This is a genomic window from Sorangium aterium (genome assembly GCF_028368935.1).
Taxonomy (GTDB): Bacteria; Myxococcota_A; Polyangia; order Polyangiales; family Polyangiaceae; genus Sorangium; species Sorangium atrum.
Window position 1 is genome coordinate 307,834 of the sequence record NZ_JAQNDK010000005.1, and the last position, 22,934, is coordinate 330,767.

The 22,934-nt window shown below is 73.0% G+C and carries 22 protein-coding genes and 1 pseudogene; 13 read left to right on the plus strand and 10 right to left on the minus strand.

Annotation, left to right across the window (positions count from 1 at the left end; all coding sequences use genetic code 11):
• The first annotated feature begins 416 nt into the window (after positions 1-416).
• On the plus strand, positions 417-803 hold the full coding sequence (locus tag POL72_RS39415) for an SPW repeat domain-containing protein (protein WP_272102012.1): 387 nt from the start codon (positions 417-419) through the stop codon (positions 801-803).
• A gap of 16 nt (positions 804-819) precedes the next feature.
• Here POL72_RS39415 and POL72_RS39420 read toward each other — a convergent pair whose 3' ends face one another.
• The 6 genes from POL72_RS39420 to POL72_RS39445 form a co-directional block, all read right to left on the minus strand.
• On the minus strand, positions 820-2,022 hold the full coding sequence (locus POL72_RS39420) for an exo-beta-N-acetylmuramidase NamZ family protein (protein ID WP_272102013.1): 1,203 nt from the start codon (positions 2,020-2,022) through the stop codon (positions 820-822).
• Between the two features lie 83 nt (positions 2,023-2,105).
• The gene (gene truA, locus POL72_RS39425; protein WP_272102014.1) at positions 2,106-2,984 is read right to left on the minus strand and encodes a tRNA pseudouridine(38-40) synthase TruA; all 879 of its coding nucleotides are present in this window, start codon (positions 2,982-2,984) and stop codon (positions 2,106-2,108) included.
• 21 nt (positions 2,985-3,005) lie between these two features.
• The gene (locus POL72_RS39430; protein ID WP_272102015.1) at positions 3,006-3,416 is read right to left on the minus strand and encodes a hypothetical protein; all 411 of its coding nucleotides are present in this window, start codon (positions 3,414-3,416) and stop codon (positions 3,006-3,008) included.
• 10 nt (positions 3,417-3,426) lie between these two features.
• Positions 3,427-4,032 carry an AgmX/PglI C-terminal domain-containing protein gene (locus tag POL72_RS39435; protein WP_272102016.1) on the minus strand — a complete coding sequence of 202 codons (606 nt, stop codon included), beginning with the start codon at positions 4,030-4,032 and terminating at the stop codon, positions 3,427-3,429.
• Positions 4,033-4,355: 323 nt separating this feature from the next.
• Complete coding sequence (gene rsmD / locus POL72_RS39440) at positions 4,356-4,895, minus strand: 16S rRNA (guanine(966)-N(2))-methyltransferase RsmD (RefSeq protein ID WP_272102017.1); 540 nt, start codon at positions 4,893-4,895, stop codon at positions 4,356-4,358.
• 43 nt (positions 4,896-4,938) lie between these two features.
• The gene (locus POL72_RS39445) at positions 4,939-6,081 is read right to left on the minus strand and encodes a PEGA domain-containing protein (RefSeq protein ID WP_272102018.1); all 1,143 of its coding nucleotides are present in this window, start codon (positions 6,079-6,081) and stop codon (positions 4,939-4,941) included.
• A 228-nt stretch (positions 6,082-6,309) separates the two neighbouring features.
• Here POL72_RS39445 and POL72_RS39450 point away from each other — a divergent pair, with 228 nt between their 5' ends.
• The 4 genes from POL72_RS39450 (at position 6,310) to POL72_RS39465 (ending at position 9,703) form a co-directional block, all read left to right on the plus strand.
• Complete coding sequence (locus tag POL72_RS39450) at positions 6,310-7,731, plus strand: phosphomannomutase/phosphoglucomutase (protein WP_272102019.1); 1,422 nt, start codon at positions 6,310-6,312, stop codon at positions 7,729-7,731.
• Positions 7,732-7,733: 2 nt separating this feature from the next.
• A complete protein-coding gene (gene prmC / locus POL72_RS39455; protein WP_272102905.1) occupies positions 7,734-8,612 on the plus strand; it encodes a peptide chain release factor N(5)-glutamine methyltransferase in 879 nt (292 codons plus the stop codon).
• Positions 8,613-8,825: 213 nt separating this feature from the next.
• Positions 8,826-9,206 (plus strand): phage holin family protein, encoded by a 381-nt coding sequence (locus POL72_RS39460; protein ID WP_272102020.1) that lies wholly within the window; start codon positions 8,826-8,828, stop codon positions 9,204-9,206.
• Positions 9,203-9,703, plus strand: a complete 501-nt coding sequence (locus tag POL72_RS39465) for a hypothetical protein (RefSeq protein ID WP_272102021.1) — start codon at positions 9,203-9,205, stop codon at positions 9,701-9,703. Before POL72_RS39460 ends, POL72_RS39465 begins: the two co-directional genes overlap by 4 nt.
• On the opposite strand, the gene POL72_RS39470 is transcribed toward POL72_RS39465, so the two are convergent.
• A complete protein-coding gene (locus POL72_RS39470; RefSeq protein ID WP_272102022.1) occupies positions 9,688-10,371 on the minus strand; it encodes a hypothetical protein in 684 nt (227 codons plus the stop codon). The genes POL72_RS39465 and POL72_RS39470 overlap by 16 nt on opposite strands.
• A gap of 129 nt (positions 10,372-10,500) precedes the next feature.
• Here POL72_RS39470 and POL72_RS39475 point away from each other — a divergent pair, with 129 nt between their 5' ends.
• The 4 genes and pseudogenes from POL72_RS39475 to POL72_RS39485 all read left to right on the plus strand — a co-directional run bounded on the left by POL72_RS39475 (position 10,501) and on the right by POL72_RS39485 (position 14,235).
• Positions 10,501-11,793: an ATP-binding protein gene (locus POL72_RS39475; protein WP_272102023.1), complete on the plus strand. Its 1,293-nt coding sequence runs from the start codon at positions 10,501-10,503 to the stop codon at positions 11,791-11,793.
• Positions 11,790-12,332, plus strand: a complete 543-nt coding sequence (locus POL72_RS39480; RefSeq protein ID WP_272102024.1) for a response regulator transcription factor — start codon at positions 11,790-11,792, stop codon at positions 12,330-12,332. Before POL72_RS39475 ends, POL72_RS39480 begins: the two co-directional genes overlap by 4 nt.
• 141 nt (positions 12,333-12,473) lie before the next feature.
• A pseudogene (locus POL72_RS52385) lies at positions 12,474-12,776 on the plus strand (trehalase-like domain-containing protein); the annotation flags it as partial.
• Between the two features lie 85 nt (positions 12,777-12,861).
• Complete coding sequence (locus tag POL72_RS39485; protein ID WP_276597798.1) at positions 12,862-14,235, plus strand: glycoside hydrolase family 15 protein; 1,374 nt, start codon at positions 12,862-12,864, stop codon at positions 14,233-14,235.
• Between the two features lie 239 nt (positions 14,236-14,474).
• On the opposite strand, the gene POL72_RS39490 is transcribed toward POL72_RS39485, so the two are convergent.
• Entirely contained in the window at positions 14,475-15,263 is a 789-nt protein-coding gene (locus POL72_RS39490; protein WP_272102025.1) for a hypothetical protein, read from the minus strand.
• A gap of 1,019 nt (positions 15,264-16,282) precedes the next feature.
• Here POL72_RS39490 and POL72_RS39495 point away from each other — a divergent pair.
• Positions 16,283-16,948: a beta-ketoacyl-[acyl-carrier-protein] synthase family protein gene (locus POL72_RS39495; RefSeq protein WP_272102026.1), complete on the plus strand. Its 666-nt coding sequence runs from the start codon at positions 16,283-16,285 to the stop codon at positions 16,946-16,948.
• Here the strand turns inward: POL72_RS39495 and POL72_RS39500 are convergent.
• A complete protein-coding gene (locus tag POL72_RS39500; protein WP_272102027.1) occupies positions 16,930-19,011 on the minus strand; it encodes a carotenoid oxygenase family protein in 2,082 nt (693 codons plus the stop codon). The two genes, POL72_RS39495 and POL72_RS39500, sit on opposite strands and share 19 nt — an antisense overlap.
• A gap of 256 nt (positions 19,012-19,267) precedes the next feature.
• Here POL72_RS39500 and POL72_RS39505 point away from each other — a divergent pair, with 256 nt between their 5' ends.
• From POL72_RS39505 to POL72_RS39515, 3 genes are all read left to right on the plus strand, one after another.
• Positions 19,268-20,389: a site-2 protease family protein gene (locus POL72_RS39505; RefSeq protein ID WP_272102028.1), complete on the plus strand. Its 1,122-nt coding sequence runs from the start codon at positions 19,268-19,270 to the stop codon at positions 20,387-20,389.
• Between the two features lie 142 nt (positions 20,390-20,531).
• Positions 20,532-20,891, plus strand: coding sequence for a hypothetical protein (locus POL72_RS39510; protein ID WP_272102029.1), 360 nt, complete (start codon positions 20,532-20,534; stop codon positions 20,889-20,891).
• Positions 20,892-20,924: 33 nt separating this feature from the next.
• A complete protein-coding gene (locus POL72_RS39515) occupies positions 20,925-21,365 on the plus strand; it encodes a hypothetical protein (RefSeq protein ID WP_272102030.1) in 441 nt (146 codons plus the stop codon).
• 103 nt (positions 21,366-21,468) lie between these two features.
• On the opposite strand, the gene POL72_RS39520 is transcribed toward POL72_RS39515, so the two are convergent.
• Positions 21,469-22,896: a sensor histidine kinase gene (locus POL72_RS39520; protein WP_272102031.1), complete on the minus strand. Its 1,428-nt coding sequence runs from the start codon at positions 22,894-22,896 to the stop codon at positions 21,469-21,471.
• Between the last annotated feature and the right edge of the window lie 38 nt (positions 22,897-22,934).

A 22,934-nucleotide genomic window follows, 5' to 3' on the forward strand; every position in this document is an offset into this window, starting at 1 on the left:
ACGACGCGCTCCGGAGCCTCGGGGTCGGCGGCGAGCGGAGCTCCGCCCGCGGGAGATCCCGAGGACCGAGGCCTCGGAGACACGGTGTGTCTCGAACGTGAACGAGGCGAGGGCGGAGCGCGCTGGATTCCGGAGTGGCCCTCTCGGGGATGCGCGATCGGCGAGAGCCAGCGTGAAGGGACCAGAGCTCCCGTGAGCCACGCTGCCCCGCTCCGTGCCGGATCGGGCTCACTCGGGCCCTCCGCTCCCTTCCTGTGAGCACGACGAGCACCCCTCCTGCCCGTCCCGGGCGCGCGACAACCACGCTGATCCCGGGCGGCGCTGCGTTCCGGAGCGGCCGGGGCGCGCGCATCGACAGGCGCTCACCGGCACATGCGATGCACCGGCGCGAGGGGAGCTCCTCCAAGGAGGCACCGATGAAGCTCCTTTCTCCTCGCCACCATGGATACGTCGATTACGCGGTCGTCGTCGTGCTCGCGCTCGCGCCGCTCGCGCTCCGCCTCGATCCGGTGCCCACGGCGGTCTGCTACGTCGCCGCCGTGGCGCACCTCGTCGTGACGCTGCTGTCCGATCAGCCGCTCGGCGCCGCCAGGAAGATCCCGTTTTCGGTGCACGGCGCGCTGGAGACATCCCTCGCCGCCGCTCTCCTCGCGTCGCCCTGGCTGTTCGGGTTCTCCGCCGAGCTCCCGGCGCGGACCTTCTTCGTGGTCACCGGGCTCGCGCTGGTGCTCGTCGCCCTCGGCACGAGGTACGCGACCGGCGCCGCCTCCCGGCAGCAGCCCTACGACCGCTACGATCGCTGAGCCGCGCGGGCGGCGCTCAGCAGGCGGAGACGGCCGCCTGCGCCTCCCGCATCACCTCGGGCCAGGTCGGATCCGCGCGCGACACCTCGACGGCGATCGCCAGCGGATCCTCGCCGGCCGCGATGGCGAGGCGCGCGGCAGCAGAGCCGGTGAGCAGATCGAAGGCCGGGATCGTGTCGACGTACTCGTACCGCTCGGTGCGGAAGCGGAACTGCTCGGGCTGCTGCCTGAAGGCGAACGCGATGAGCGCGACGTACGTCGCGACCGGGCGGAAGGCGCGCGGATCGGTGACGTGGATCTGGACGCCGCCGCAGATCTTGCCCGCGTGCTTCTGGAAGGTGGGCCGGAAGGTGAGCGGCCGCGCGACGAAGCCCGGCAGCGCGGTGGACGAGAGGCGCGCGGCGAGATCGCGGCCGTCGAGCCAGGGGGCGCCCACGATCTCGAACGGGCGCGTCGTGCCGCGGCCCTCCGACAGGTTCGTCCCCTCCAGCAGGCAGCCGCCCGGGTAGACGAGCGCGGTGTCCGCCGTCGGCATGTTGGGCGACGGGAGGACGAACGGGCGATCCCACCCGGACGCGAGCGCCTCCCGGCGATGACCCTCGACGGCCACGACCTGGAGCCCGCAGGCGACGTCGCCGAGCGGGATGCCCTCGCGCCGCGCGAAGAGCGCGACCAGCTCGCCCACCGTGAGCGAGTGGCGGACGGGCACCGGCTCCAGGCCCACGAACGACAGGAACCCCGGCGCCTGCGTCGCGCCCTCGACGCTCTCCGCCGCGCCCCCGAGGGGGTTCGGGCGATCGAGCAGCACGACGTGCACGCCCGCCGCGTGAGCCGCCCGCAGCGCGAGGAGCGCCGTCCAGACGAACGTGTAGTACCGCGCGCCGACGTCGGCGAGATCGATGAGCAGCACGTCGATCTTCGCGAGATCCGCCGCGGAAGGCGAGAGATCCTCGAAGCTTTCGCCGTACAGGCTGACGATGCCCGCGCCGGAGCGCGCGTCGACGCTGCTCATCACCGTCGCCATGTCCTGCGCCTCGCCGCCGTAGCCGTGCTCGGGGCCGAAGAAGAGGCGCGGGCGCAGGCCGAGGCGCTCGAGGACGAAGGCGATATGGGTCAGCTCGCGATCGACGCTCGCCGGGTGCGCAAGGACCCCCAGGCGAGTCGAGCGGAGGCGCTGGAGCTGCGGAAGATCCGGGAGGCGGTCCAGTCCGACGTGCACATCGCTGTGCTACCAAGGCGAGCGCGGGCCGTCCATGCGTCCGCGTTGGATTCTGTGTGACGCGCGTGCGGCGACGGGCGGCGTCACTCCTCGGGGGCGCCCTCCGCGGGCGCGCCGAGGTCCGTCGGCGCGGCGTCGTCCGTCGAGCATCCGTCCGAAGGCCCCGTCGGCCAGGCATCCTGCCCATCGTCACGCAGGTGGATGCGCTCCAGGTAGAGCCCGTCCGGCGGCGCCGTGATCCCCGCGTCGCGCCGATCCAGCGACGCGAGCGCGCGCGCGATCGCGCCGGGGGCGAGGTGGCCGCGCGCCACGTCCATCAAGGTGCCGACCAGGATGCGCACCATGTTGTGCAGGAACGCGTTCCCCTCGACGTCGATCCGCACGACGCGCGGATCCGCGGGATCGAGCGACAGCTCGACGCCGTACAGCGTCCGCACCGTGGTCGTCCGCTCGTCCGCGCTCGTCCGGAACGCGGCGAAGTCGTGGGTGCCCTTCGCGGCGAGCGCCTCGGCGCGCGCCCGCTCGATCGCCTCGTCCGTGATGCCCTCGACCCGCCAGGCGCGACGGCTGAGGAACGGGTCGCGGACCAGATCCCGGAGGACCAGGTAGCGGTAGCGCTTGCGGAGGCTCTCGAAGCGCGGCGAGAACCCGAGGCGCACCAGGGCCGCGCGCCGGATCACGATCTCTTCCGGGAGGTGGCGCGCGGTCGCGAGGACCCAGCCGCGCGGCGGCAGCGGCGCCGTCGTGTCGAAGGCGACGCGCTGGTCGCGCGCGTGGACGCCCGCGTCGGTGCGGCTCGCGCCGCGGATCTCGCGGATGCCGGGATCGATGACGCGCAGCGCGCCGAGCAGCTCTCCCGAGACCGTGCGCTGGTCGCGCTGGCGGGCGAAGCCCGCGAACGGGCGCCCGTCGTAGGCGACCGAGAGCAGGATCCCCCGGCTCGAAGCGGTGCTCCTCGCCACGGCGCGATCGAGGCGCGCGGCCTAGCCGCCGCTCCCCCCGCCGCCCGAGCCGCCCGCGCCGCCGGCACCGCCCGAGCCGCCGGCATCGCCCGAGCCGCCCGAGCCGCCGCTTCCCCCGTTGCCGCCCGAGCCGCCGTCGCCGCCCGAGCTGGCCGACGAGGTCCGCGACGCATATCCCTTGACGCACTCCGGGTTGACGAGGCCCTCCGCGTTCTTGCAGCACTCCTCAGGGGCCGACAGCTGGCCATTCACCACGCAGGACGGGAGCTGATAGCAACCGGCCGGGTCGTTCTCGATTCCCTGGTCGCCGTCGAGGTTGTTGTTGCAGAGCGCCGTGGTCCCTTCATCGACGTGGCACGCGGCGCTCTGCAGGACGAGCGGCGCGAGCGCGAGGAGGAGCAAGCTGGCCATCCGGGGGGGGAGCGTTCGCATCGGCTGCTTCCTATTGCTTGATGGTGAAGTTGATCGGAACGTTCACCACGACGCATCCGCTCTGCGGCGGAGGCAGTGATTTGCCGCGGAAACGTCCCAAGACGCAAGACGCAATCTCGCCCGAGCCCACCGTGTCGTTGAGGATCGAGGCGCTGCACACCGCGCCGTTGGAGGCGACCTGCACGCTCACCGTCAGCTTGCCGGAGACCTCCGAGGTGCGCAGCGCGCGGTTATAACAACCCTGCGCCGAGCGAGCGAGCCCCAGGACGGCGGAGTCGAGCGCGGGCGAGGTCGCGCCGTCGCCGCACTTGCCGGAGCAAGGCGACTTGCCGGTGGTGGCCGGGCCCTGCCCCGACGCGACCTTGCCGGCGTCCACGCCGGCGTCCTCGACCTCGTCGACGGGCGGCGGCGGCGGGGGCGCGAAGAGCGGCGGAGGCTCCGCGGGCTTCGTCTCGGCGGGGACAGCGGCGGTCGGCGCCACGGGCGGCGCGGCCGGCTCCGGGCGCAGCTTCCAGTAGAGCAGGCCCGCCATGAGCGCAGCAAGGACGACCATTCCTGCGATGTAGGGCCCAGGGCCGCCGGATTTTCCCGGGATCTGCTGGGACGACGGAGGCATCGATGCGGACACGTTGAGAAGTCCTCCCGGAGAGACGCCCGAGGTCCGGCCGCTTCTGCGGGACCATCGTGCGCCGGAGCCGAGACGCGGGCGCGTCCGGCGGGGGCGAGTCTACAAGGGCGGGCAGGGAAGCGCGCCAGGAAACTGGATGCGCCCCGGATGAACACGACAGCGCCGTGCGGAGGGCTGCTCGGCGCAGCGGCGGGCGGCTGTCTGGCGCGCGCGTGCAGGCGGCTCAGCGCGCGCGGCTGCGGGCGGCTCAGCGCGCGTGGCTGGCGCGCGTGCAGGCGGCTCAGCGCGCGCGGCTGGCGCGTGCAGGCGGCTCAGCGCGTGTAGAACGACACCGAGGTGTCACCGTAGGCGCGGCTCGCAGCGCAGGTGAGCCCGGCGATCTCCGGGGAGGGATCGCGGCGCGCGTGCTCGAGGACGAGGCGCCCTTCCGGGGCGAGCAAGCCGAGCGGCCCGGCGAGGCGCGCGGCCGCGGCGGCGGCCTTGGCCAGGACGGCGTAGGGCGGATCGAGCAGGGCGAGGTCGAAGGGGCCCTCGTCGCGGAGCAGATCGAGCGCGCGCTCGACGGGGAGCGGGACGACCCGCGCCGCCTCGTCGAGGCCGAGCGCGGCGAGGTTCTCGCGGAGCACGGCGAGCGCAGGGCGGCCGCTCTCGACGAAGACGGCGCGCCGCGCGCCGCGCGAGAGCGCCTCGATGCCGAGCGCGCCGGTGCCGGCGTACAGGTCGCAGACGAGCGCGCCGGTGACGTCGCCGAGCGAGGAGAAGAGCGCCTCGCGCACGCGGTCCGCGGTCGGCCGCGTGCCCTCCCCGCGCGGCGCGGCGAGCCTTCGCCCGCCGAGCCGGCCGGCGATCACCCGCACGGTCGTCCCCCCGTCGCCGCGGGCAGAGAGGCAGAGCTCACCAGCGGTACGTCACGTCGACGCCGCCTGCGCCGAGGCCGACGCTGGGCTGCACGCTCCAGCCGGTGCGCTCCGCGGTCTGGCTGTTGTTCGTGACGAGCAGGTACGCGCCGACCCCCGCGGACACCACCGCCAGCGGGTAGAAGACGTACTGGAGCGCCATGAACGTGTCGGCCTTCTCGCAGAGCTGGATGCCTTTACGGGCCGTCTTCGCGTCGGCGGTGAAGTCGTCCTGGATGGCCTTGCGGTTCTCGATCGCGCAGACGTCATCGACGTTCTCCGTGAACAGCCCTCGATAGGCCGTGTACCGCGCGTCGCTCTGGATGCTCGCGACCTGGACGGAGCTGATGACGGCGACGGACCCGAACACCGCGCCCGCGCCGAGACCGATGAACCCGCCCATGCGCTTCCAGTTGGTCTGCGTCGATTCGGCCGGCATCTGGCTGAGCGCGACGTCGGTCGTGGCGACGGGCAGGGCCACGACCGACGCCTGGGAGTCGAGGAAGCCGGCCGACTTGACGCGCACGTCGTGCGGCCCGGCCGTGACCGTGAAGGTCGCCTCGCCGTTGTGCACGTTGCCGACAGGCTTTCCGTCGATGAAGACGCTCGCCTGCGCGGCGCCCGTCCTCACGCGGAGAGCCCCGCTCGGCGGCCCGCCGGTCAGCCTCGCGATCGCCTCCGCGGCGATCTTGCGGAGCGGCTCGTCGTTGGCCTCGGTGAGGTTCGCGCTGTACTTCACCGGCACGCTCGACTCCGGCTTCCCGCGGGTCCAGAGGTGCAGCTCCCCCTCGACCTCGGTGTCGCTCTTGCGGAGCATGCCCCAGATGTACCGGTCGCTCTTGATCTGGTCGGCGATGCGGGCCTGGCAGGCCGCGTCGGGCCGATCGTCGCACTGGAGGGAGAGCGTCAGGACCTCGAGCGAGAAATCCTCCTCGCTGACCGACCACCCCGGCGCATCCTTGATGGCGGAGCGGAGCGCCTGGGTCAGCGCGCCGGCCTGGTCATAGGCGTCGTCTGTCCGGAGGACGACGACGGTGATCGGCAAGGCGGTGGGCGACGGCTCCGCCGCCTGGGCGGCGTTGCTGCAGGCGAGGAGGGCCACCACGGCAGCGAGACCGGTCCTCTGTGCGCGCGTCATCATGTGGTCCTGGGCTCCACGCGCCCAAGGTACCTGTCCGGCGGCCAGGAACGCAATCCGTGAGCCGGCGAGGCGGCGCGGCGGCGAGGCGGCGGCGATCGCGATGACGAGCCGGCGAGCCCACGCTGCGCGCGGCGTTTTTCGTTTCGCCCACGATTGCGCCGTGTCAGAGCGTCCTGGGCCCCGGCCCGCCCCTGCAGCGCGGGCGACGCGCGCTCCTCTGCCCGGTCCATGAAGGTCCCCCGACACATCTTCCGCGAGTACGACATCCGCGGCGCCGCAGAGCGCGACCTCACGAGCGGGCTTGCGCGCGAGCTCGGCGCCGCGTTCTCCCTGCTCCTCGGCCGCGAGCTCGCCGCGGGGGCGCCCCCTCGCCGGGCTCGGCCGAAGGTGGCGGTCTGCCGGGACGGCCGCCTCTCGAGCGACCGGCTGTTCTCCGCCCTCACGGACGGCCTGCTCGCGGGCGGCGCCGACGTGATCTCGGCGGGGGTCGGGCCGACGCCGCTGCTCTACTTCGCGGCGCACCACCTCCACGCCGACGGCGCGATCATGATCACGGCGAGCCACAACCCGGCGCCGGACAACGGGTTCAAGCTCATGCGCGGCAAGGCCTCGTTCTTCGGCAAGGACATCCAGGCGCTCGCCGACCTCATCGAGGAGGGCGGCGCGGACGGCCACAGCGCCGCGGCGGCGCGGGGCGATCTCACCGAGGTCGACCTCACCGAGGACTACATCGCGGCGGTGCGCGCCGCGTCCCGCCTGTCCGGCGCCGACGTCCGCTTCGTGATCGACGCCGGCAACGGCGCGGCCGGCCCGCTCGGCGTCCGCACGCTCGCGGCGCTCGGCTTCGCGCCGGACGCGCTCTTCTGCGACATCGACGGCCTCTTCCCGAACCACCACCCGGACCCGACCGTCCCCGAGAACCTCGAGGCGCTCCGCGCCCGCGTGCTCGCGACCGGCGCCGCGCTCGGCGTCGCGTGGGACGGCGACGGCGATCGGATCGGCGTTGTCGACGAGCGCGGCGAGGTGCTCTGGGGGGACAAGCTGCTGCTCCTGTTCGCGCGGTCGCTCCTCGCGGAGCGCCCCGGCTCGGCCGTGCTCGGGGAGGTGAAGTGCTCCGAGACGCTCTACGCCGACATCGCCGCGCGCGGCGGGCGCCCCATCCTCTGGAAGACGGGCCACTCGCTCATCAAGACCAAGATGAAAGAGGAAGGCGCCCTGCTCGCCGGCGAGATGAGCGGGCACATGTTCTTCGCCGATCGGTGGTTCGGGTTCGACGACGCGATCTACGCGACGGTCCGCCTGCTCGAGATCGTCGCCCGGGCGCGGCGGCCCCTCGGCGAGCTGCTCGCCGACGTGCCGGAGACCTTCGCCACCCCCGAGATCCGCGTCGACTGCCCGGACGCCGTGAAGTTCGAGGTCGTCCGCCGCGTGACCGAGCACTTCCGCCGCGTCCGTCCGGTCGTGGACATCGACGGCGCGCGCATCGACTTCGGCGGCGGGGCGTGGGGCCTCTGCCGCGCCTCCAACACGGGCCCGATCCTGGTGCTGCGGTTCGAGGGGCGGTCCGTCGCGGACCGCGACGCGGCCCGCGCCGAGGTCGAGGCCGTCGTCACCGCCGCCGTCCGCGACGCCGTCGCCCCGCTCCCGTGACCATGTCCGAAGGCGAGCAGCAGAGCGAGGCCTGGACGATCCGGCGCGTGATCACCTGGGCCACGGGCGACCTGAAGAAGCGCGGCGCGTCCTCGGCGCGCCTCGACGCCGAGCTCCTGCTCGGCAAGGTGCTGCGCCTCGATCGCGTCGGGCTGCTCATCGACGCCGAGCGGCCGCTCGATCGGGCCGAGCTCGCCGCCTACCGCGAGCTGCACCAGCGCCGCCGCGCCGGCGAGCCGGTCGCCTATCTCCTCGGTGTGCGGGAGTTCTACGGCCGCCCGTTCCGCGTCGATCCGCGCGTGCTCATCCCCCGCCCCGACACCGAGATCCTCGTCGAGGTCGGCCTCGCCCGGACGAGGCACCTGGCGCTCTTCGCGCGCGTCCTCGACCTGTGCACCGGGTCCGGCTGCGTCGCCGTCAGCCTCGCGTGCGAGCGGCCGACCAGCCGCGTCCTCGGCGTCGACATCTCGGACGGCGCGCTCGCCGTCGCCCGCGAGAACGCGCTCCGCCTCGGCGCGGTCAACGCGGGGTTCGTGCGCTCGGACCTCTTCGCCGGCGTGCCGTCCGGCCTTCGCTTCGACCTGATCACCGCGAACCCACCGTACATTCCGGACGAGGACGTCGCCGCGCTGCAGATCGACATCCGCGGCTACGAGCCCCACCTCGCGCTCGCGGGGGGCCCGGACGGCCTCGTCTTCACGCGCCGGATCGTCGCGGGCGCGCCGGCCTTGCTCTCCGCCGGCGGCGTGCTGGCGGTGGAGGTCGAGGCCGGCAAGGCGGGCGCGGTGGCCGAGCTCTTCGCCGCGGCGGGGTTCGGCGGTGTCTCGAGGCACCTCGACTACGGCGGGCACGAGCGCGTCGTCTCCGGCGCCCTGCCCTGATCGCCCGCCGCCCGGGAGGGCGGAGGCCGCCGCGGCCGCGCAGCGCGCGCGCCTCCGCGACCGCGAGGATGGGGCTGGCGCGCTGTATGCACAGCGACGCACGGCGAGGGGGGCGTGGCGCAGTCGGTGGCGGGGGCTCGGGGCGACCCGCGCGCCGCCGGCTGCCAGCGCCGCCCCCGAGCGCGTTCACGCCGCGAAGCGGAGAGGTGTCCCATGAGGCAGCTGGATCCCAGGCCGGAGAGCTCGACAGCAGATCTCGTGAAGGAGGCGATCGCCGAGGCCAGGGAGCTGATGCAGGTCGAGGTCGCGCTGGCGCGCGACGAGATGAACCAGGAGATCTCGCGGGCGAAGGCGTCGTGCGTCGCGCTCGGCGCGGCGGCGGCCGCGGCGCTGCTCGGGGTCGCGCTGGTGCTCGTCGCGATCGCGCTGGCCATCGCGCCGGAGCCGCTGCCGGCGCTGCTGATAGGGCTCGCGTTCATCGCGCTGGCGATCGTGGTGGGCGTGGTCGGCTACAAGAGCGTGCCGAGGAGGCCGCTCGAGAGGACCCGGGGCCGCCTCGGGGCGGACGTCCGGCTGGTCCGGGAGCTCGTATGAAGGGGCTGAACGGTCAACGCGCGGACTTCGAGCGGAGGGCGGACGAGCTGCGCGACCGGCTGATGCACACGATCGAGGCGCTCGATCGGCGCCGCCACGTGCTCGTCGACGTGCGGTCGCGGGTGCGCCGGCACGGCCCCGAGGTGCTCGCCGGAGGGCTGCTGCTCGCGATCGCGGGCGGCGCGGCGGCGATCGCGCTGATCAAGGAAGTGCGCGCGCGCAACGAGCGGCCGGGCGGCGAGCGCCTCCGCGCGCTCGTGCGCTTCTGGCGGCACCCGGAGCGGGTGGCGCCGCGCGGCAAGCCGAGCGTGTCCCGCGAGATCGGCCGGAGGATCCTGGTGGGCATGGCGTCCTTCGTGGCGATACAGCTCATCCGGCGCGGCGTCCGGCTCACGCTGGCGCTGCCGGATCGGGACGCGCAGGCGCGGCGGGGCCCGCTCGAGCTCAGCGCCGCGGCGCCGGGGACCAGGAGGCCGTCCGGTCAGGGCCCGGTGTAGAGGGCGGTGCGCCACCCCAGGTAGAACCCTGGCTGGCGGACGGACGTGCTCCAGGTGTAGTCGGCGTAGAGCCACGGGCCCATCGCCACCTTCCAGAGCCGGATCCCCTCGTAGAACACGCCGCCTCCGATGCGGGCCGGCAGGGCGCCGTCGATGACCTCCGCGCCGTCGGCGTCGGAGGTCGTGTACGCGACGCCCGTGCCGGCGTCGAAGGCGACGCCGACGTCCCTCCACCGATCCGCGAGCGAGAAGAGCGGGAAGACCTCGGTGTGGAGCATGAACCCCCCGGCGAGGGAGGCGTGGTCCGCGGCGCTCAGGCCGTGTCCGCCGAAGCCAGCGCCGAACGTGAGCCAGTCCGCGAGCGCGCCGCCGATCCAGACGTAGCCTCCGGCGCCGATCCCCACGCCGGTCTCGGTGTAATGGCGCTGGAATCCGATCTTCTGGACGTCGTTCGGGAAGCCGGCGGCGCTCCCGAGCGCCAGACCTCCGGCGATGCCCGCAGCGAGCCCGCTGCGCCGCGCGGCCGATCTGGGCGCGAACAGCGGGTCAGCGGCCGGCGTCTCTCCGGCCGCCGGCTGCGCCGCGGCGGCCGCGGGGAGCACGCTGAGGCCAAGGAGCGCCGGCAGCGCGGCCGCGCGCGCGCGTCGGAGGTGGGGACACGTCGCCATGGGCTCCCTTTCCTATACGATGACGCGGGGCTCGGCATCGCAATCCTGCCGCTCGGCGCGGACCGGCGCGGGCCTGACGGCGCGCCGTCGCACGGGAGGGATCGTCCGTGTTCGCGCTATGCTCCCGCCGTGACGCACGAAGCTTCCCTGGAGCGGGCGCCGGCGGGAGGGATCGTCCTCCGGTGGCTCGTCGGACTGCGCTGGGCGGTGTTCGCGCTGCTCGCGGCGACCCTGGCCGTCGACGAGGCGCTGTTCGGCTACCACGTCCGGTATGCCATCGCCGTACCCATCCTGGCGCTGGCCGCCGGGCTCAACCTCGCCCTCGACCGGCGGGTGCGCTCGCAGCGGGGCGCGCAGACGGCCCTCGTCGCCGGCGTCGTGGCGCTCGATCTCGTCGCGATCGCCGGGGTCCTCGCCGCGTCGGGCGGCGCGGGCAACCCGTTCAGCGCCCTCTTCTTCGTGCACGTCGCCCTCGCCGCGGCGCTCCTGCCGCCGCGGACGACCTTCGCGCTCGCCGCGCTCGCGGCCTGCCTCTTCGCGGCGCTCTTCGCGCTCCCCGCCGGCGCGTGCTGCCCGAGCCACCCGGAGCACGGCGCGTTCTCCACCCACCTCTACGGGATGCTCCTCGCCTTCGTGCTGAGCGCGGCGCTCGTCGCCCACGTCCTCCTGAAGATCCGCCGCGCGCTCGACGAGAGCGCGGCCGAGAACGCGGCGCTGCGCCGGCGCGCGGAGGAGGCGTCCCGCTTCCAGGCGCTCGGCGCGCTCGCGGCCGGCACCGCCCACGAGCTCGGCACCCCGCTCGGCACGATCGCGGTGCTCGCCGGGGAGAGCCTCCGCGACCCCGGATCGAGCGACGCCGCGCAGCGCCGCGCCCGGACGATCGCGGAGCAGGTCGAGCGCTGCCGCGTGGTGATCGCGCGCATGCGGGCGGACGTCCGGGCGAGCGACCTGCGCGCCGGGGTCGAGGTCGGCGAGGCGGCCCGGCGCGGCGTGCAGGCCTGGCAGGCGGCGCACCCCGGCGTCGCGGTCGAGGTGCGGGGCGATCTCGCGCCGCGCCGCACGGTGCCGCTCGACGCGGCCGACGTCGAGGCGGCGCTGTTCGCGCTGCTCGACAACGCGCTCGAGGCGCTCGGGCCGAGCCCCGCGGTCGCGGAGCCGATCGTGGTCACCGTCGGGGATGAGGGCGGCGCGCCCGTGATCAGCGTCGAGGACGGCGGCGCGGGCGTCGCGCCGGGCCTGGAAGGCCGGCTCGGCGAGCCGTTCGTGACCACCAAGGCGCCCGGCGAGGGCATGGGCCTCGGGCTCTACCTCGTGCGGACGCTCATCGAGCAGGTCGGCGGCTGCCTCACGGTGTCGCCGAGGCAGGGGTCTGGCGAGCGCGGCACGCGCGTCGCCCTGCGCCTCGCGCCGGTGGACTCATGAGCTCCGAGGCCGCCGGCGATCCGACGCTGCTCATCGTCGATGACGACGCGACCTTCCGGACCGCGCTCGGGCAGGCGCTCGGCAAGAGCGGGTTCGCGGTGTCCCTCGCCGAAAGCGCCGAGGAGGCCGCGGCGATGGCGCGAGGGCACGTGTTCGAGTACGCGCTCGTGGACGTCCGGATGCCAGGGCAGAGCGGGATCGACCTCGTGGGGACGCTGCGGAGCATGGATGACGGCATCCGTATCGTGGTGTTCACCGGATACGGCACGATCGCGAACGCGGTGGCGGCGATCCGGGCCGGGGCGGTCGATTACCTGACCAAGCCGGTGGACGCGGCCCGGTGCGCGCGGTCGCTGCTCGGCGTCGACCCTGCCGCGCGGGGCGACGAGGACCTGCCGTCGCTCGAGCGGGTGGAGTGGGAGTACCTCCAGCGCGTGCTCGCGGACTGCGAGGGGAACATCTCGGAGGCGGCGCGCAAGCTCAGGATGCACCGCCGCTCGCTCCAGCGGAAGCTCTCGCGCCTGCCGCCGAGATCGTGAGGGGCGCGAGGGGGTAGAGCGGAGGGTCCACGAGAGGCGGGTTCCGCTCCGCCGAGCGAGCCCTATGGAGAGGCCATGCCCTACAAGCCCATCGAGTCCTACGGCGTCATCGGCGACATGCACTCCGTCGCGCTGGTCGGGATGGATGGATCCATCGACTGGTGTTGCCTCCCGAATTTCGACTCGCCGAGCGTGTTCGCGGCCATCCTGGACGACGAGCGCGGCGGCCGCTTCGCGCTCTCCGCGGCGAACGGCACGTCGCGCAACAAGCAGATGTACATGCCCGACACCAACGTCCTGCTCACGCGGTTCCTCGGCATGGAAGGCGTCGGCGAGGTCTGCGATTTCATGCCGATCCACCGGGACCCGCACGGCGCCTACCGCCGCGGGATGCACCAGATCGTCCGCGTCGCGCGGGCCGTCCGCGGCGCGGTGCGCTTCCGGCTCGCCTGCCGCCCCGCGATCGACTTCGCCCGCCGCCCCCACCGCCTGATCCTCGACGACCCGCGCGGCGCCGTCTTCGACTCCGATGGCGTCGACCTGGCGCTCATCAGCCCGGTCCCCCTGTCGAGCGACGGCGCCGGCGGCGTCACCGCCGACTTCGTGCTCCAGCCCGGCGAGTCGGCCACGTTCTCGCTGCGCCAGGTCGAGGACTGGACGGCCAGCGCCGATCTGCTCGCCACGCCGATCGACGGCGACGACGCCCTCCGGCGCACGGTCGCCTTCTGGCGGTCGTGGCTCGCCCGCTCGCGCTACAAGGGGCGCTGGCGCGAGATGGTCGATCGCTCGGCGCTCGTCCTCAAGCTGCTCACGTTCGAGCCGACCGGCGCGATCGTCGGCGGCGACGACCAGCCTGCCCGAGGAGATCGGCGGGGTCCGCAACTGGGACTATCGCTACGTCTGGGTGCGCGACGCCGCGTTCACGCTCTACGGCTTCCTCCGGCTCGGCTACACGGAGGAGGCCGCGCGCTTCATGGAATGGCTGAGCGCCCGTGTCTCCGAGGAGGACGGCCCCACCGGGCCGCTGCAGCTCATGTACGGCATCGACGGACGCCACGAGCTCCCCGAGGTCGCGCTCACCCACCTCGACGGCTACCGCGGGTCGCGGCCCGTCCGCGTCGGCAACGGGGCGACGACGCAGCTCCAGCTCGACATCTACGGAGAGCTCATCGACTCGGTGTATCTCTTCGACAAATACGGATCTCCCATCTCTTATGATTTCTGGCGCGAGCTCCGGCGCATGGCCTACTGGATATGTCAGAACTGGGAGCAGGAGGACGAGAGCATCTGGGAGGTGCGCGGCGGCAAGCAGCAGTTCGTCTACTCGAAGCTCCAGTGCTGGGTCGCGCTCGACCGGACGCTGCGGCTCAGCAGCAAGCGCTCTCTGCCGCTCGACCGGCAGCGCGTCGCGTGCGCGCGCGACGACATCTACGAGGCGATCATGGCGCGCGGCTGGGATGCGCAGCGGAGGACGTTCGTGCAGGCCTTCGGCGGGGCCGCGCTCGACGCGAGCAACCTGCTCATGCCGCTCATGCGCTTCATCTCCCCCACCGATCCACGCATCCTCGGCACGCTCGACCGCACGCTCGAGGAGCTCGCGAGCGACACGCTCGTCCACCGCTACGAGCTCGGCAAGGGCGCGGGCGACGGCCTGACCGGCAAGGAGGGCACGTTCAGCATCTGCACCTTCTGGCTCGTCGAGGCCCTCGCGCGCGCTGGCCGCCTCGACGACGCGCGCTTCATCTTCGAGAAGATGCTGACGTACGCCAACCACCTCGGGCTCTACTCCGAGCAGATCGGGCCGAGCGGAGAGCTGCTCGGCAACTTCCCCCAGGCGTTCACCCACCTCGGCCTGGTCAGCGCGGCGTTCTACCTGGATCGCGCGCTCGGTCAGGGCGGCTGAAGGTCGGAGCTGGGTCCTCGCGCGCCCCCCGCCGGCGAGCGGCGGGGCGTGGCTCTCAAGCGCGAGCGGTGGAGGGGAGAGGACGGCTGCCGGCAGCCCGGGATATCCAACCCCGGGCGGCCGGCGCTCACGAGCCCTGTAGGTGTGTCGTGCAGGTGTGTAGAAGGAGAGGGCTGGCGCGGCGCCGAGGGATCCTGCGACGCGGAGTCCCAGGCGCCGGCCAGCACGATGGGGTCAGATCACCACCCGAAGCCGCCGAACCCGCCGCAGCCGCCGAAGCCGCCGAAGCCGCCGATCGGGATGATGGACGTCGTGCAGTTCGTGAACGACGAGACGATGGCGCCGCCGCCGAAGCCGCAGCCGCCGAAGCCGAGGCCGCCCCAGCCGAAGCCGCCCCAGCCGAAGCCGCCCCAGCCGCCGCCGAAGCCGCCGAAGCAGCGCTCGCCCTCACGCTGCCCGGTCTCCTGCCCGACCACGCCCGTCTGCCCGAGGCCGGCTTGGCCGATCTGCGCCGGGCCCGCCTGGCCGATCTGCGCCGGTCCCGCCTGGCCGATCTGCGCCTGCGAGAGCTCGGGCCCCTGGCCGAGCTGCGCCTGGCCGAGCTGCGCCTGGCCGAGCTGCGCCTGGCCGAGCTGCGCCTGGCCGAGCTGCGCCGGGCCTTGCTGCGCGTATCCGCCCTTGGTCGGGTAGCCGCCCTTGCTCGGGAGGCCCTTGGTCGGAAACTCACCCTTGCTGGGAAGGAGCCCGCCCTTGCTGGGCAGCTCGCCCTTGCTGGGGAGCATCGGAACGCCCTTCGAGGGCAGACCCTTGCTGGGGGGCAGACCGAGCTTGCTGGGCCCCATCTGGCCGACCTGAGCCTGAGCCTGCGACTGGGTCGCGTACCCGCCGCGCTCGTCCGCCTCCAGCGCGCTGTTCGCGGAGTCGACGCCCTCGTCATCCGTGTTGAAGTCGTCGTCCGCGCCGATCGCGCACCCGGCACCGAGCGCCAGCATCATCGCAAAGCCCATCGTCTTGTGAATCGAGATCATTGGTCCTCCCCGGTGTCCCTGATGAGCCTTGCGGCCCCCGAACACCTTGGTGCACCCCAGAGCAGGCTGTGTGCCTCGCTCTTCTGTGCAGAGGCTGCCGCTTCGAGCAGCATGGATTCGCGGGATGGCGCCCGCGAATCAGGCGCTCCTCGCATCTGCGCTCCCCTGGGATTTCTCCGCGATTCAATCGTGGTGGATCCGGGCGAGCGCGGCGCGCGCTGGAGCGGCGTCGCGATTACGATGGATAGGATAGAAGGTGTCCCGCCGCGCGCCGCGGGGCCGCGCGGGAACAAGGAAGACGCGAAGGCGGTTCCCCGCGGCGTGGATCGCGCGGTGGTCGTGGCGAGCGGAGGTGTCCTCGAACAGGTAAAACCTCCCTCCGGATCCAGAAAAGAGCGGGCTCACGAAGCCATCGACATCACGGGACGCAATTGGACGTGATCGAACCCAAACGGACGTGATCGGACGTGATCGGACGCAGGTGGATGTGATTGGACACAAAGGGGCGTGATCCGGTGACTTCGATGGCGACGTCCAGGCGAGACACGCGCCCTGCGCCCTGCCTGCTCAGCGCCTCGCGTTCCGACACGTTTGTGCATCCATTCGCCCGTGAGAGCGGAATTGTCGCTCCTGGTCGGAATTGGCCGCCAGCGCGCGACGCGATGCGGCGCGCATCGGCGACGATGCCGCCCGCGTCGCAACAGGCCCCTCCCGCTGCGCCGCTTTCCTGCTCCGGCGGCGGACGGAGTCGAATCGGCTGTTATTCCCACTTGCGCAGGACGTTCTGGTAATGGTCCAGTGGAGGATGTCGGTGACGGGGAGGGAGCATCCGGTTGTGTAGTTTGCCCCACGGCTCTCGACGACTCGGTGGCGGGTTGTCTCATGTCGTCCGGGACGCTGGCTCTCCAGCGTGCTCGGCGCTGGCCGAACGGCGGTGGTGGAGCGCCGGATCGAGCTGCCCTGGCCAAGGTTTGCAGGAGCGGCGCGCGTCGGTCGCGGCGCCGTAACAGAGCAGAAACATGTTCCAGCGTCGCATCGCGGCTGTCGCCGCCTATCTGCCGGAGCGCGTCGTCACGAACCACGAGCTCGTCACCAGCTACGGTCTCCCTCACTCGGCGGACTGGCTGCACGAGACGACGGGCGTCGCGGAGCGGCGCTTCGCCGGCGCCGCGGAGACCACGCTTTCCATGGCCGCGGCGGTGCTGCGGGAGCTCATCGAGGTGGGGCGGCTCCGCGATCCCTTCGTCGATGTCCTCATCATGACGACCGACGACGGCGGGGGAGGGGACGCCGGCGAGGCGGCCTTCGCCGCGTGCATGGCCGGCCTCGTGCCCGCGCTGACGATCGATCTCACGCCCGCTCAGGGCGGTTTTTCCGCGGCCGTCGAGCTGGCGAATCGGCACCTCGACAGGGGTTGTCGGCGCGTGCTCATCGTGGCGAGCGACGTGCGGTCGCGGCGCCTGCGCGCGGGGCAGCCGTGGGGCAACCACCAGATCTCGGAGATCCTGGGAGACGGCGCCACGGGCGTGCTGCTCGAGCGGGTCGACGGCCTCGGGGCCGAGGTCCCCCCGCGCTGCGCCGAGGCGCCCCCGCGCTGCGCCGAGGCGCCCCCGCGCTGCGCCGAGGCGCCCCCGCCTCGCAGCTCGCGGCCATCCCGCGCCGCGGCTCACGCGAACCGCGGATAGACCTCTTCCTCGAACAGCGCCTTCACCTGGTCCCCGGGGGCCTCTGCCACGAACTCCTCGTAATCCTCCCGCACCGGCACCCTGTATCCGGACCTCCACGGCGCGACCGCGTTGAGCCACGCCGTGTGGAGGGTCAGCCCTGGCCGGAACGCCGGGTGCCCCAGCTTGCAGAGCGGACCTCGCGCCAGGTTCGTCGCGTCGAAGATCCAGACCTCCGCCCGGCGCGGCGTCGCGACGATGGCGACGACGTACCCGTCCGTGTCGGCCCCGCTGCCGCCGCGCCGCGGGACGAACTGCAGCGAGCTGAGCCAGCACCCCACGTCGCGCCGCGGGAACTCGTAGCGATCCTCGATCCGCATCGCGCGGTGGTTGAACCGGAACAGGCTGTCGGGGTGGCCGCCCTCCGCGCGCATCCGGCGGAGCGCCGGGAGGGGGAGCGACCTGTGCGGGTGCGCCGCGTAGAGCCTGTCGATGAACTCGGTCGACAGCTCATCCCATATCCCGCCGCCGCGCCAGTAGACGTTCTCGAGGCGATCGGGCGGCATCCACGACGCGCCCGTCTCCCGGTACGCATAGAGGCCGACGCCGAGCGCCCGCGCCGCATCGGCGAACACCGCCTGATCCACGACGCGCTCGGCCGCCGCGTCGAGGGTATACCGGCCGATCCGGTTCACGTCCGCCTGCCCGAGCGGGAACAGGCCGCGCAGGCGCGGCGGCGCCGGCGTCCTGTCGGCGGCGTGCCGATCGCAGGGCCGGAGCCACTCCCCGTGATCGGTCGCGCAGTTGTGCGCCGCGTGCACGGTGATGCGGTCCCCCGCGTCCTCGTAGTCGACGAGGAAATGGAGAGTCTCCAGCGGGACGACGACCCGCTTCACCACGACCGGCCCGCCGCCCGGCCGCAGCGCGTCCCGCCGGACCAGGTAGAACGTCGTGCTCGGCTCGTGGGGCATCGTCAGGAGCGACCGCACGAGGCGCTCGACCCCGGGGCTCTCCTTGGAGCCCCGGAACGCCACGCTCTCCAGGCCGATCCTGAAGGCCGTGTCCGCGAGCACGACCCAGCGCCGCGAGAGCCCGATCTGGTGCACGCTCTGCTCGATGCGCACCGGCGCGCCGCTCGGCAGGACCAGCGCGTGCCGCTCAGGCTCGTTGTGGCCGTCCCATCGCAGGAGGTGCACGAAGTCGCCCGCCGGCTCGTCGAGCGCGACGCCGCCGAAGCGCGCCGCTTGCCGCGCGAGCAGGTCGCCCGGCGCCGGCGGCGCGCTCGAGCGGAGGCGCGCGGGCAAGAGCTCGAGCGCCCGCTTGGCGAACGCCTCGATCCGATCCGCCCTCGGGCGGACGAGCTGCTGCTCGATCATCGACGCGGCCGCCGCGGCGAGCCGATCCCAGGAGCGCGGGAGCTCGTCGAGCCGCGGCAGCGACGCGACGAACAGGGGGAGGAGCGAGCGGCCGTAGTTGACGGTGAGGAGCTCGCCCCGCTCCGCGTCGAAGCATGGATGCGCGCTCGAGAGCGTCATCGGAAAGGGGTGATCGACGGGCGCGGCCGGGTACCACGTGCTGTTGCGCCCGACCGGCGTGACGAGCTCCAGCGTGGCCGGGTCGATCTCGTAGGGCCTGCCCGTGTCGCTCGTGACGAGCAGGCGCGCGGGGGCGCGGGGCCCGTGCAGGGGCACGAACGCGGTGTTGAGGTGGTTCCGCAGGCCGAGGTGCGGCGAGAAGCGGAGCAGCCCTGCGTCACGGAAGCCCAGCGCCTCGAAGCGCGTGCCGGGGCGCGAGGCGGCGTCCGCGTGATAGCAGGGCGTGCGCGCGATCTTCGAGGTCAGCCGGACCGCCCCGCCGCGGCCGAAGTCGAGCCGGTAGATCATCCCATTGCCATTGAGGATCGGCGCGCCGTCCGATCTGGGCAGGTCGCCGTCCACCGAGCCGACGGGCCCGATCGCGAACACGTGGCCCGTGAGGTCCCTGGGCACGCCGCCCGAGTGCGATGAATCCAGGACCGCGAGCTCGACCTTCGTCAGCTCTTCCGTGCTCGCTGCCATCAATGCATCGGGGACGCGCTGGCGCATGACGACCTCGGTCACACCAAGCTACGCCAATCCGCGCGCGGCGTGGGCGCCGCGCTGCGCCGCGCGTCACCGAACGCGCTCCTCGCCGTGATTCCCGCCTGGGACGGACGCGCGCTGGCGCCCTCGCAGCGCCGCGCGCCTCTCTGCATTGTGCGGCGGCGCTGCGCGGCGCCCTGGTCTTCCGCGCATTGGCGCCATCTCGGCGGCTTGCGAAGGTGCTTGTCGGCCCCATCTGTACCCGTGGATCAGGAGGCACATGTTCGACCAGGGGCTGACAGTCCTGCGGATCCGTGGAATCCCGATACGGCTGCACATCACATTGCTGATTTTCCTGCCGTACGTGGCGTGGGCGGCGTCGTCGCAGTTCTCGTTGATCGCGTCGTCGCTCGGGATCCCACGCGAGGAGATGCGCCTGCCGCCGCTCGCCTGGGGGGCGATCCTGGCTGTCGGGCTGTTCGTCGCAGTGCTCGTGCACGAGCTGGCCCACTCGTTCGTCGCGCTCAAGAACGGGATCCGGGTGCGCGCGATCACGCTGATGATGCTGGGCGGCGTCTCGCAGATGGAGCGCGACGATCCCGAGCACGAGGCGTGGATGGCGTTCGCCGGGCCGCTCGTGAGCTTCGGTATCGCGCTCGCCAGCTACGCCGCGTATCGGTTGCTCCCGGCGCCGGCGGAGATCGGCGCCGCGCTCGTGGCCTTCGCGATCACGAACGCGCTCCTCGGCGCGTTCAACCTGCTGCCGGCCTTCCCGATGGACGGCGGCCGGGTGCTGCGCGGGCTGCTCCTGCGCCGCCTCGGGCGGGCCCGCGCGACGCGCATCGCGACCGCGACCGGCAAGGCGATGGCGGTGGCCTTCGGGCTCTTCGGCTTGCTGTCGTGGAACATGATCCTGGTGCTCATCGCGGTGTTCGTTTACATGGGGGCGTCGGCCGAGCAGGCGCGCTCCAGCACGAACGAGCTCCTCCGCGGCATCCCGGTCGCGCGGTTCATGACCGATCGGCTCGGCGAGGCGTATGCGGACGAGAGCCCCCGCGCGGTGGCCGAGCGGCTCCTGCGCCACAACCTGGTCGGCGCGCGGGTGATCGACGATCCCCGGGGCGGCGAGGGGCGCCGCGAGATCGGCGTCATAACGGTCTGGGATCTCGCGCGCCTGCTGCAGGGCGGCGTCGCGCCGGCGACGGTCGGCGCCGTGATGCCCGTGGATGTGCCGAGAGCGCACGCGGACGACGACGCGTCCCGCTCGTTCGACGCGCTGGCGAGCGGCGAGGCGAGCGTGGTCGCGGTGCTCGACGAGGGCGAGCGCGTGATCGGCCTGGTGACGTCGGCGGAGATCCAGCGCGCGCTCGCGCTCGCCGGCGCGCTCCGCGCGGCCCGCTGAGCGCCGCGCCGGCGGAGATCCGGAGATCTCGAGTCGCGCCGCGCTGGCACTCGCGTTGCTGAGTTGCGCTCCGAGGAGCAATGACGTGAAGCAGAGCAACAACGTGACTCCGCCCGTGCGAGGGCGGTCCAGATCTCTCTGTATGACGAGGGCCTCGCTCGCCGCGGCTGCGCTCGCGGTCGGCGCCTCGCTGCTCATGGGGTGTATGGGCACGGTCGGGACCGAGGGTGGGTTCGTCGTGTCCGGCGTTCCGGCGGTGCGCGCCGAGATCGTCCCGGTGGAGATCGCCGCCTATCCGCGCGTCTATTTCCGCGGGACGTATGCGTACCTGGTCGACGGCCGCTGGTATTACCCCACGAACCGGGGCTGGGTCATCTTCGAGGAAGAGCCCACGGAGCTCCAGCACTACAGGCAGACGTACCGGACGTCGCCGCGGTACGTGCCGGAGCGTGAGCTGAGCTATCCGCGCGAGCGGGGGCGCCGTTACTACACACCGCGCTGACGGCGAGGTAGCAGCGAAAGGACGGGTACGAGGATGAATCTGGAGAAGAGCGTCTTTCCCCTCTGCGGCCTCGCGCTATCGAGCTTCCTGGCCCTGGGGTGTATACTCGACGTGGAGCCGAGCGCCCAGCGCCGGCCGCGGCCCATGCAGGCCGTCGGGAGCCTGACGATGGAGTGGACCGTGGCCAACCGGGTGGATTCGCGGGCCTGCTCCCAGCACAGCCGCGGAGGGGCGGATTTCGAGCTGATCATCTACCGTGGCAGCAGCGAGGTGGCGAGAGACTACGCGCGCTGCGACGACTTCAGCATCACCGTGGATCTCCCGCCCGATGACTACACGGCCACGGCGACGCTCGTGGAGCGTGGCAACGACCGCCCCGTCACCACGACGCTGCAGGTGGAGGACATCCATATCGTGCGCGGCGCCACGCTCAACCTCGACGTCGATTTCCCGCCGAGCTCGTTCCTGCGATAGCAGGTCGCTCCATTCCGTCCCTGAGCACACTCCCAGGTGGCCGGGCAGCTCGGCGAGACCTCCCGCTCACCCGGAGACGAGCGTGGATGTGGATGGAGAGGCGCTACCCCGATCGCGGGATCGTGAGCCGCACCCGGGTATCCCCCCGCGGCCCGTCCTCGATGGCGATACCGTAGTTGGTGTGGGCGGCGATCGCGTGCGCCGCGATGAGCGGCAGCGCCGGCGGGCGGCCCTGCGCGACCGCCTCGAAGTCGCGGCTCAGCACGACGCTCCGCGCCGCGGCCGGGAGCGGCGGCCCGGCGTCGTCGAAGGTGATCTCGACCCCGCTCGGGCCCTCGGTGAGCGAGACGAGCACCTCGCTGCCCGGCGGCGACGCGCTGATGGCGTGATCGAGCAGCGCGTGCAGCAGCACCGTCAGCGCGCCCTGCGGCACCACCTCCTGCGTTGTCTCCGGCGCCTCGACCACCACGCGCACGTCGTGGCGGGCCGCGCGCGCGAGATCGTCCTTCACGACGTCGCGGAGCACGTCGGCGACGTCGCAGTGGCGCGGGAACTCGTGGAGCGGACATGCGCCCAACCTGGCGAGATCACTGACAATTTCTGACGCCGCGGTCACGTGGCGCCCCACCGACGAGGCCGTCTCGCCCGCGTCGCCGCCGTGGGTCCGGAGCGGCGCGATGTCGCGGCCGATGGCCGACAGGATGCCGCGCAGCTGCGTCCCGAGAACGCGCACCGCGGCGACGAGCACCGCGAGGCTGTCGCCGCTCGGGGGCAGGTGCGACACCGGCTCGCTGCCGCCGAGCCGTGAGATGACGCCCGACAGCGACCCGCGCTCGCGCTCGCCCTCGGCCCGCGAGAAGACCGCGGCGAGCTCGCGCGCGTAGGCCTCGCCCTGCGCCTGCGCCGCGGCGAGCTCCTTCCTGAGGCTCTCGACCTCGAGGCGCTGGAGATCGACCTCGGCGGGCAGCGTCAGCGTCTGCATCTGGCCGTCGAGCTCGAGCCGGCCGCCGTAGCGCAGCGCCATGCGCGACAGCCACACCCGCTCGGTCTCGAAGTTCACGGGCGTCTCCGGGCCGAGGTTGACCCGGACGCTCACCTCGTCGCCGACGCGGTGGATGCTCACCTCGGGCGCCCCGGTCAGGCTCGTGGGGTCGCCGCCCTGCGCGATGAGCACCTGGAGCATCCGCCGGAGCTCGGTCTCGTCGCCGAACACGGTGGTCCCTTCGCCCATCTCGATCTGCACCCGCGCCTCGGGCGCGACCTCCCAGAGGAGCGCGGTCAGGTCGACGCGGCCGCGCCGCCCGCGCGGCATGGGGCGGCCGTGGAGCGAGGCGAGCATGCTCACCGCCTCGTCGAGCCGGTTGAGCGTGCTCTCGACGCCGCCCGAGCCGTCGTCCGGCGACGGCGTCGGCGGCGGCGCGCTCTCGGTCGCGATCATCCCCACGCCCTGGCGGAGCTTCTGGGCGGCGCTCCGCGCCTCCTGCGCCAGCAGCCACGTCAGCTCGGGTCGGGTCAATCTGTCGCTGGTCACCCTGTTTTTCCCTCTATCCGCGACGCTCGGCGGAATCG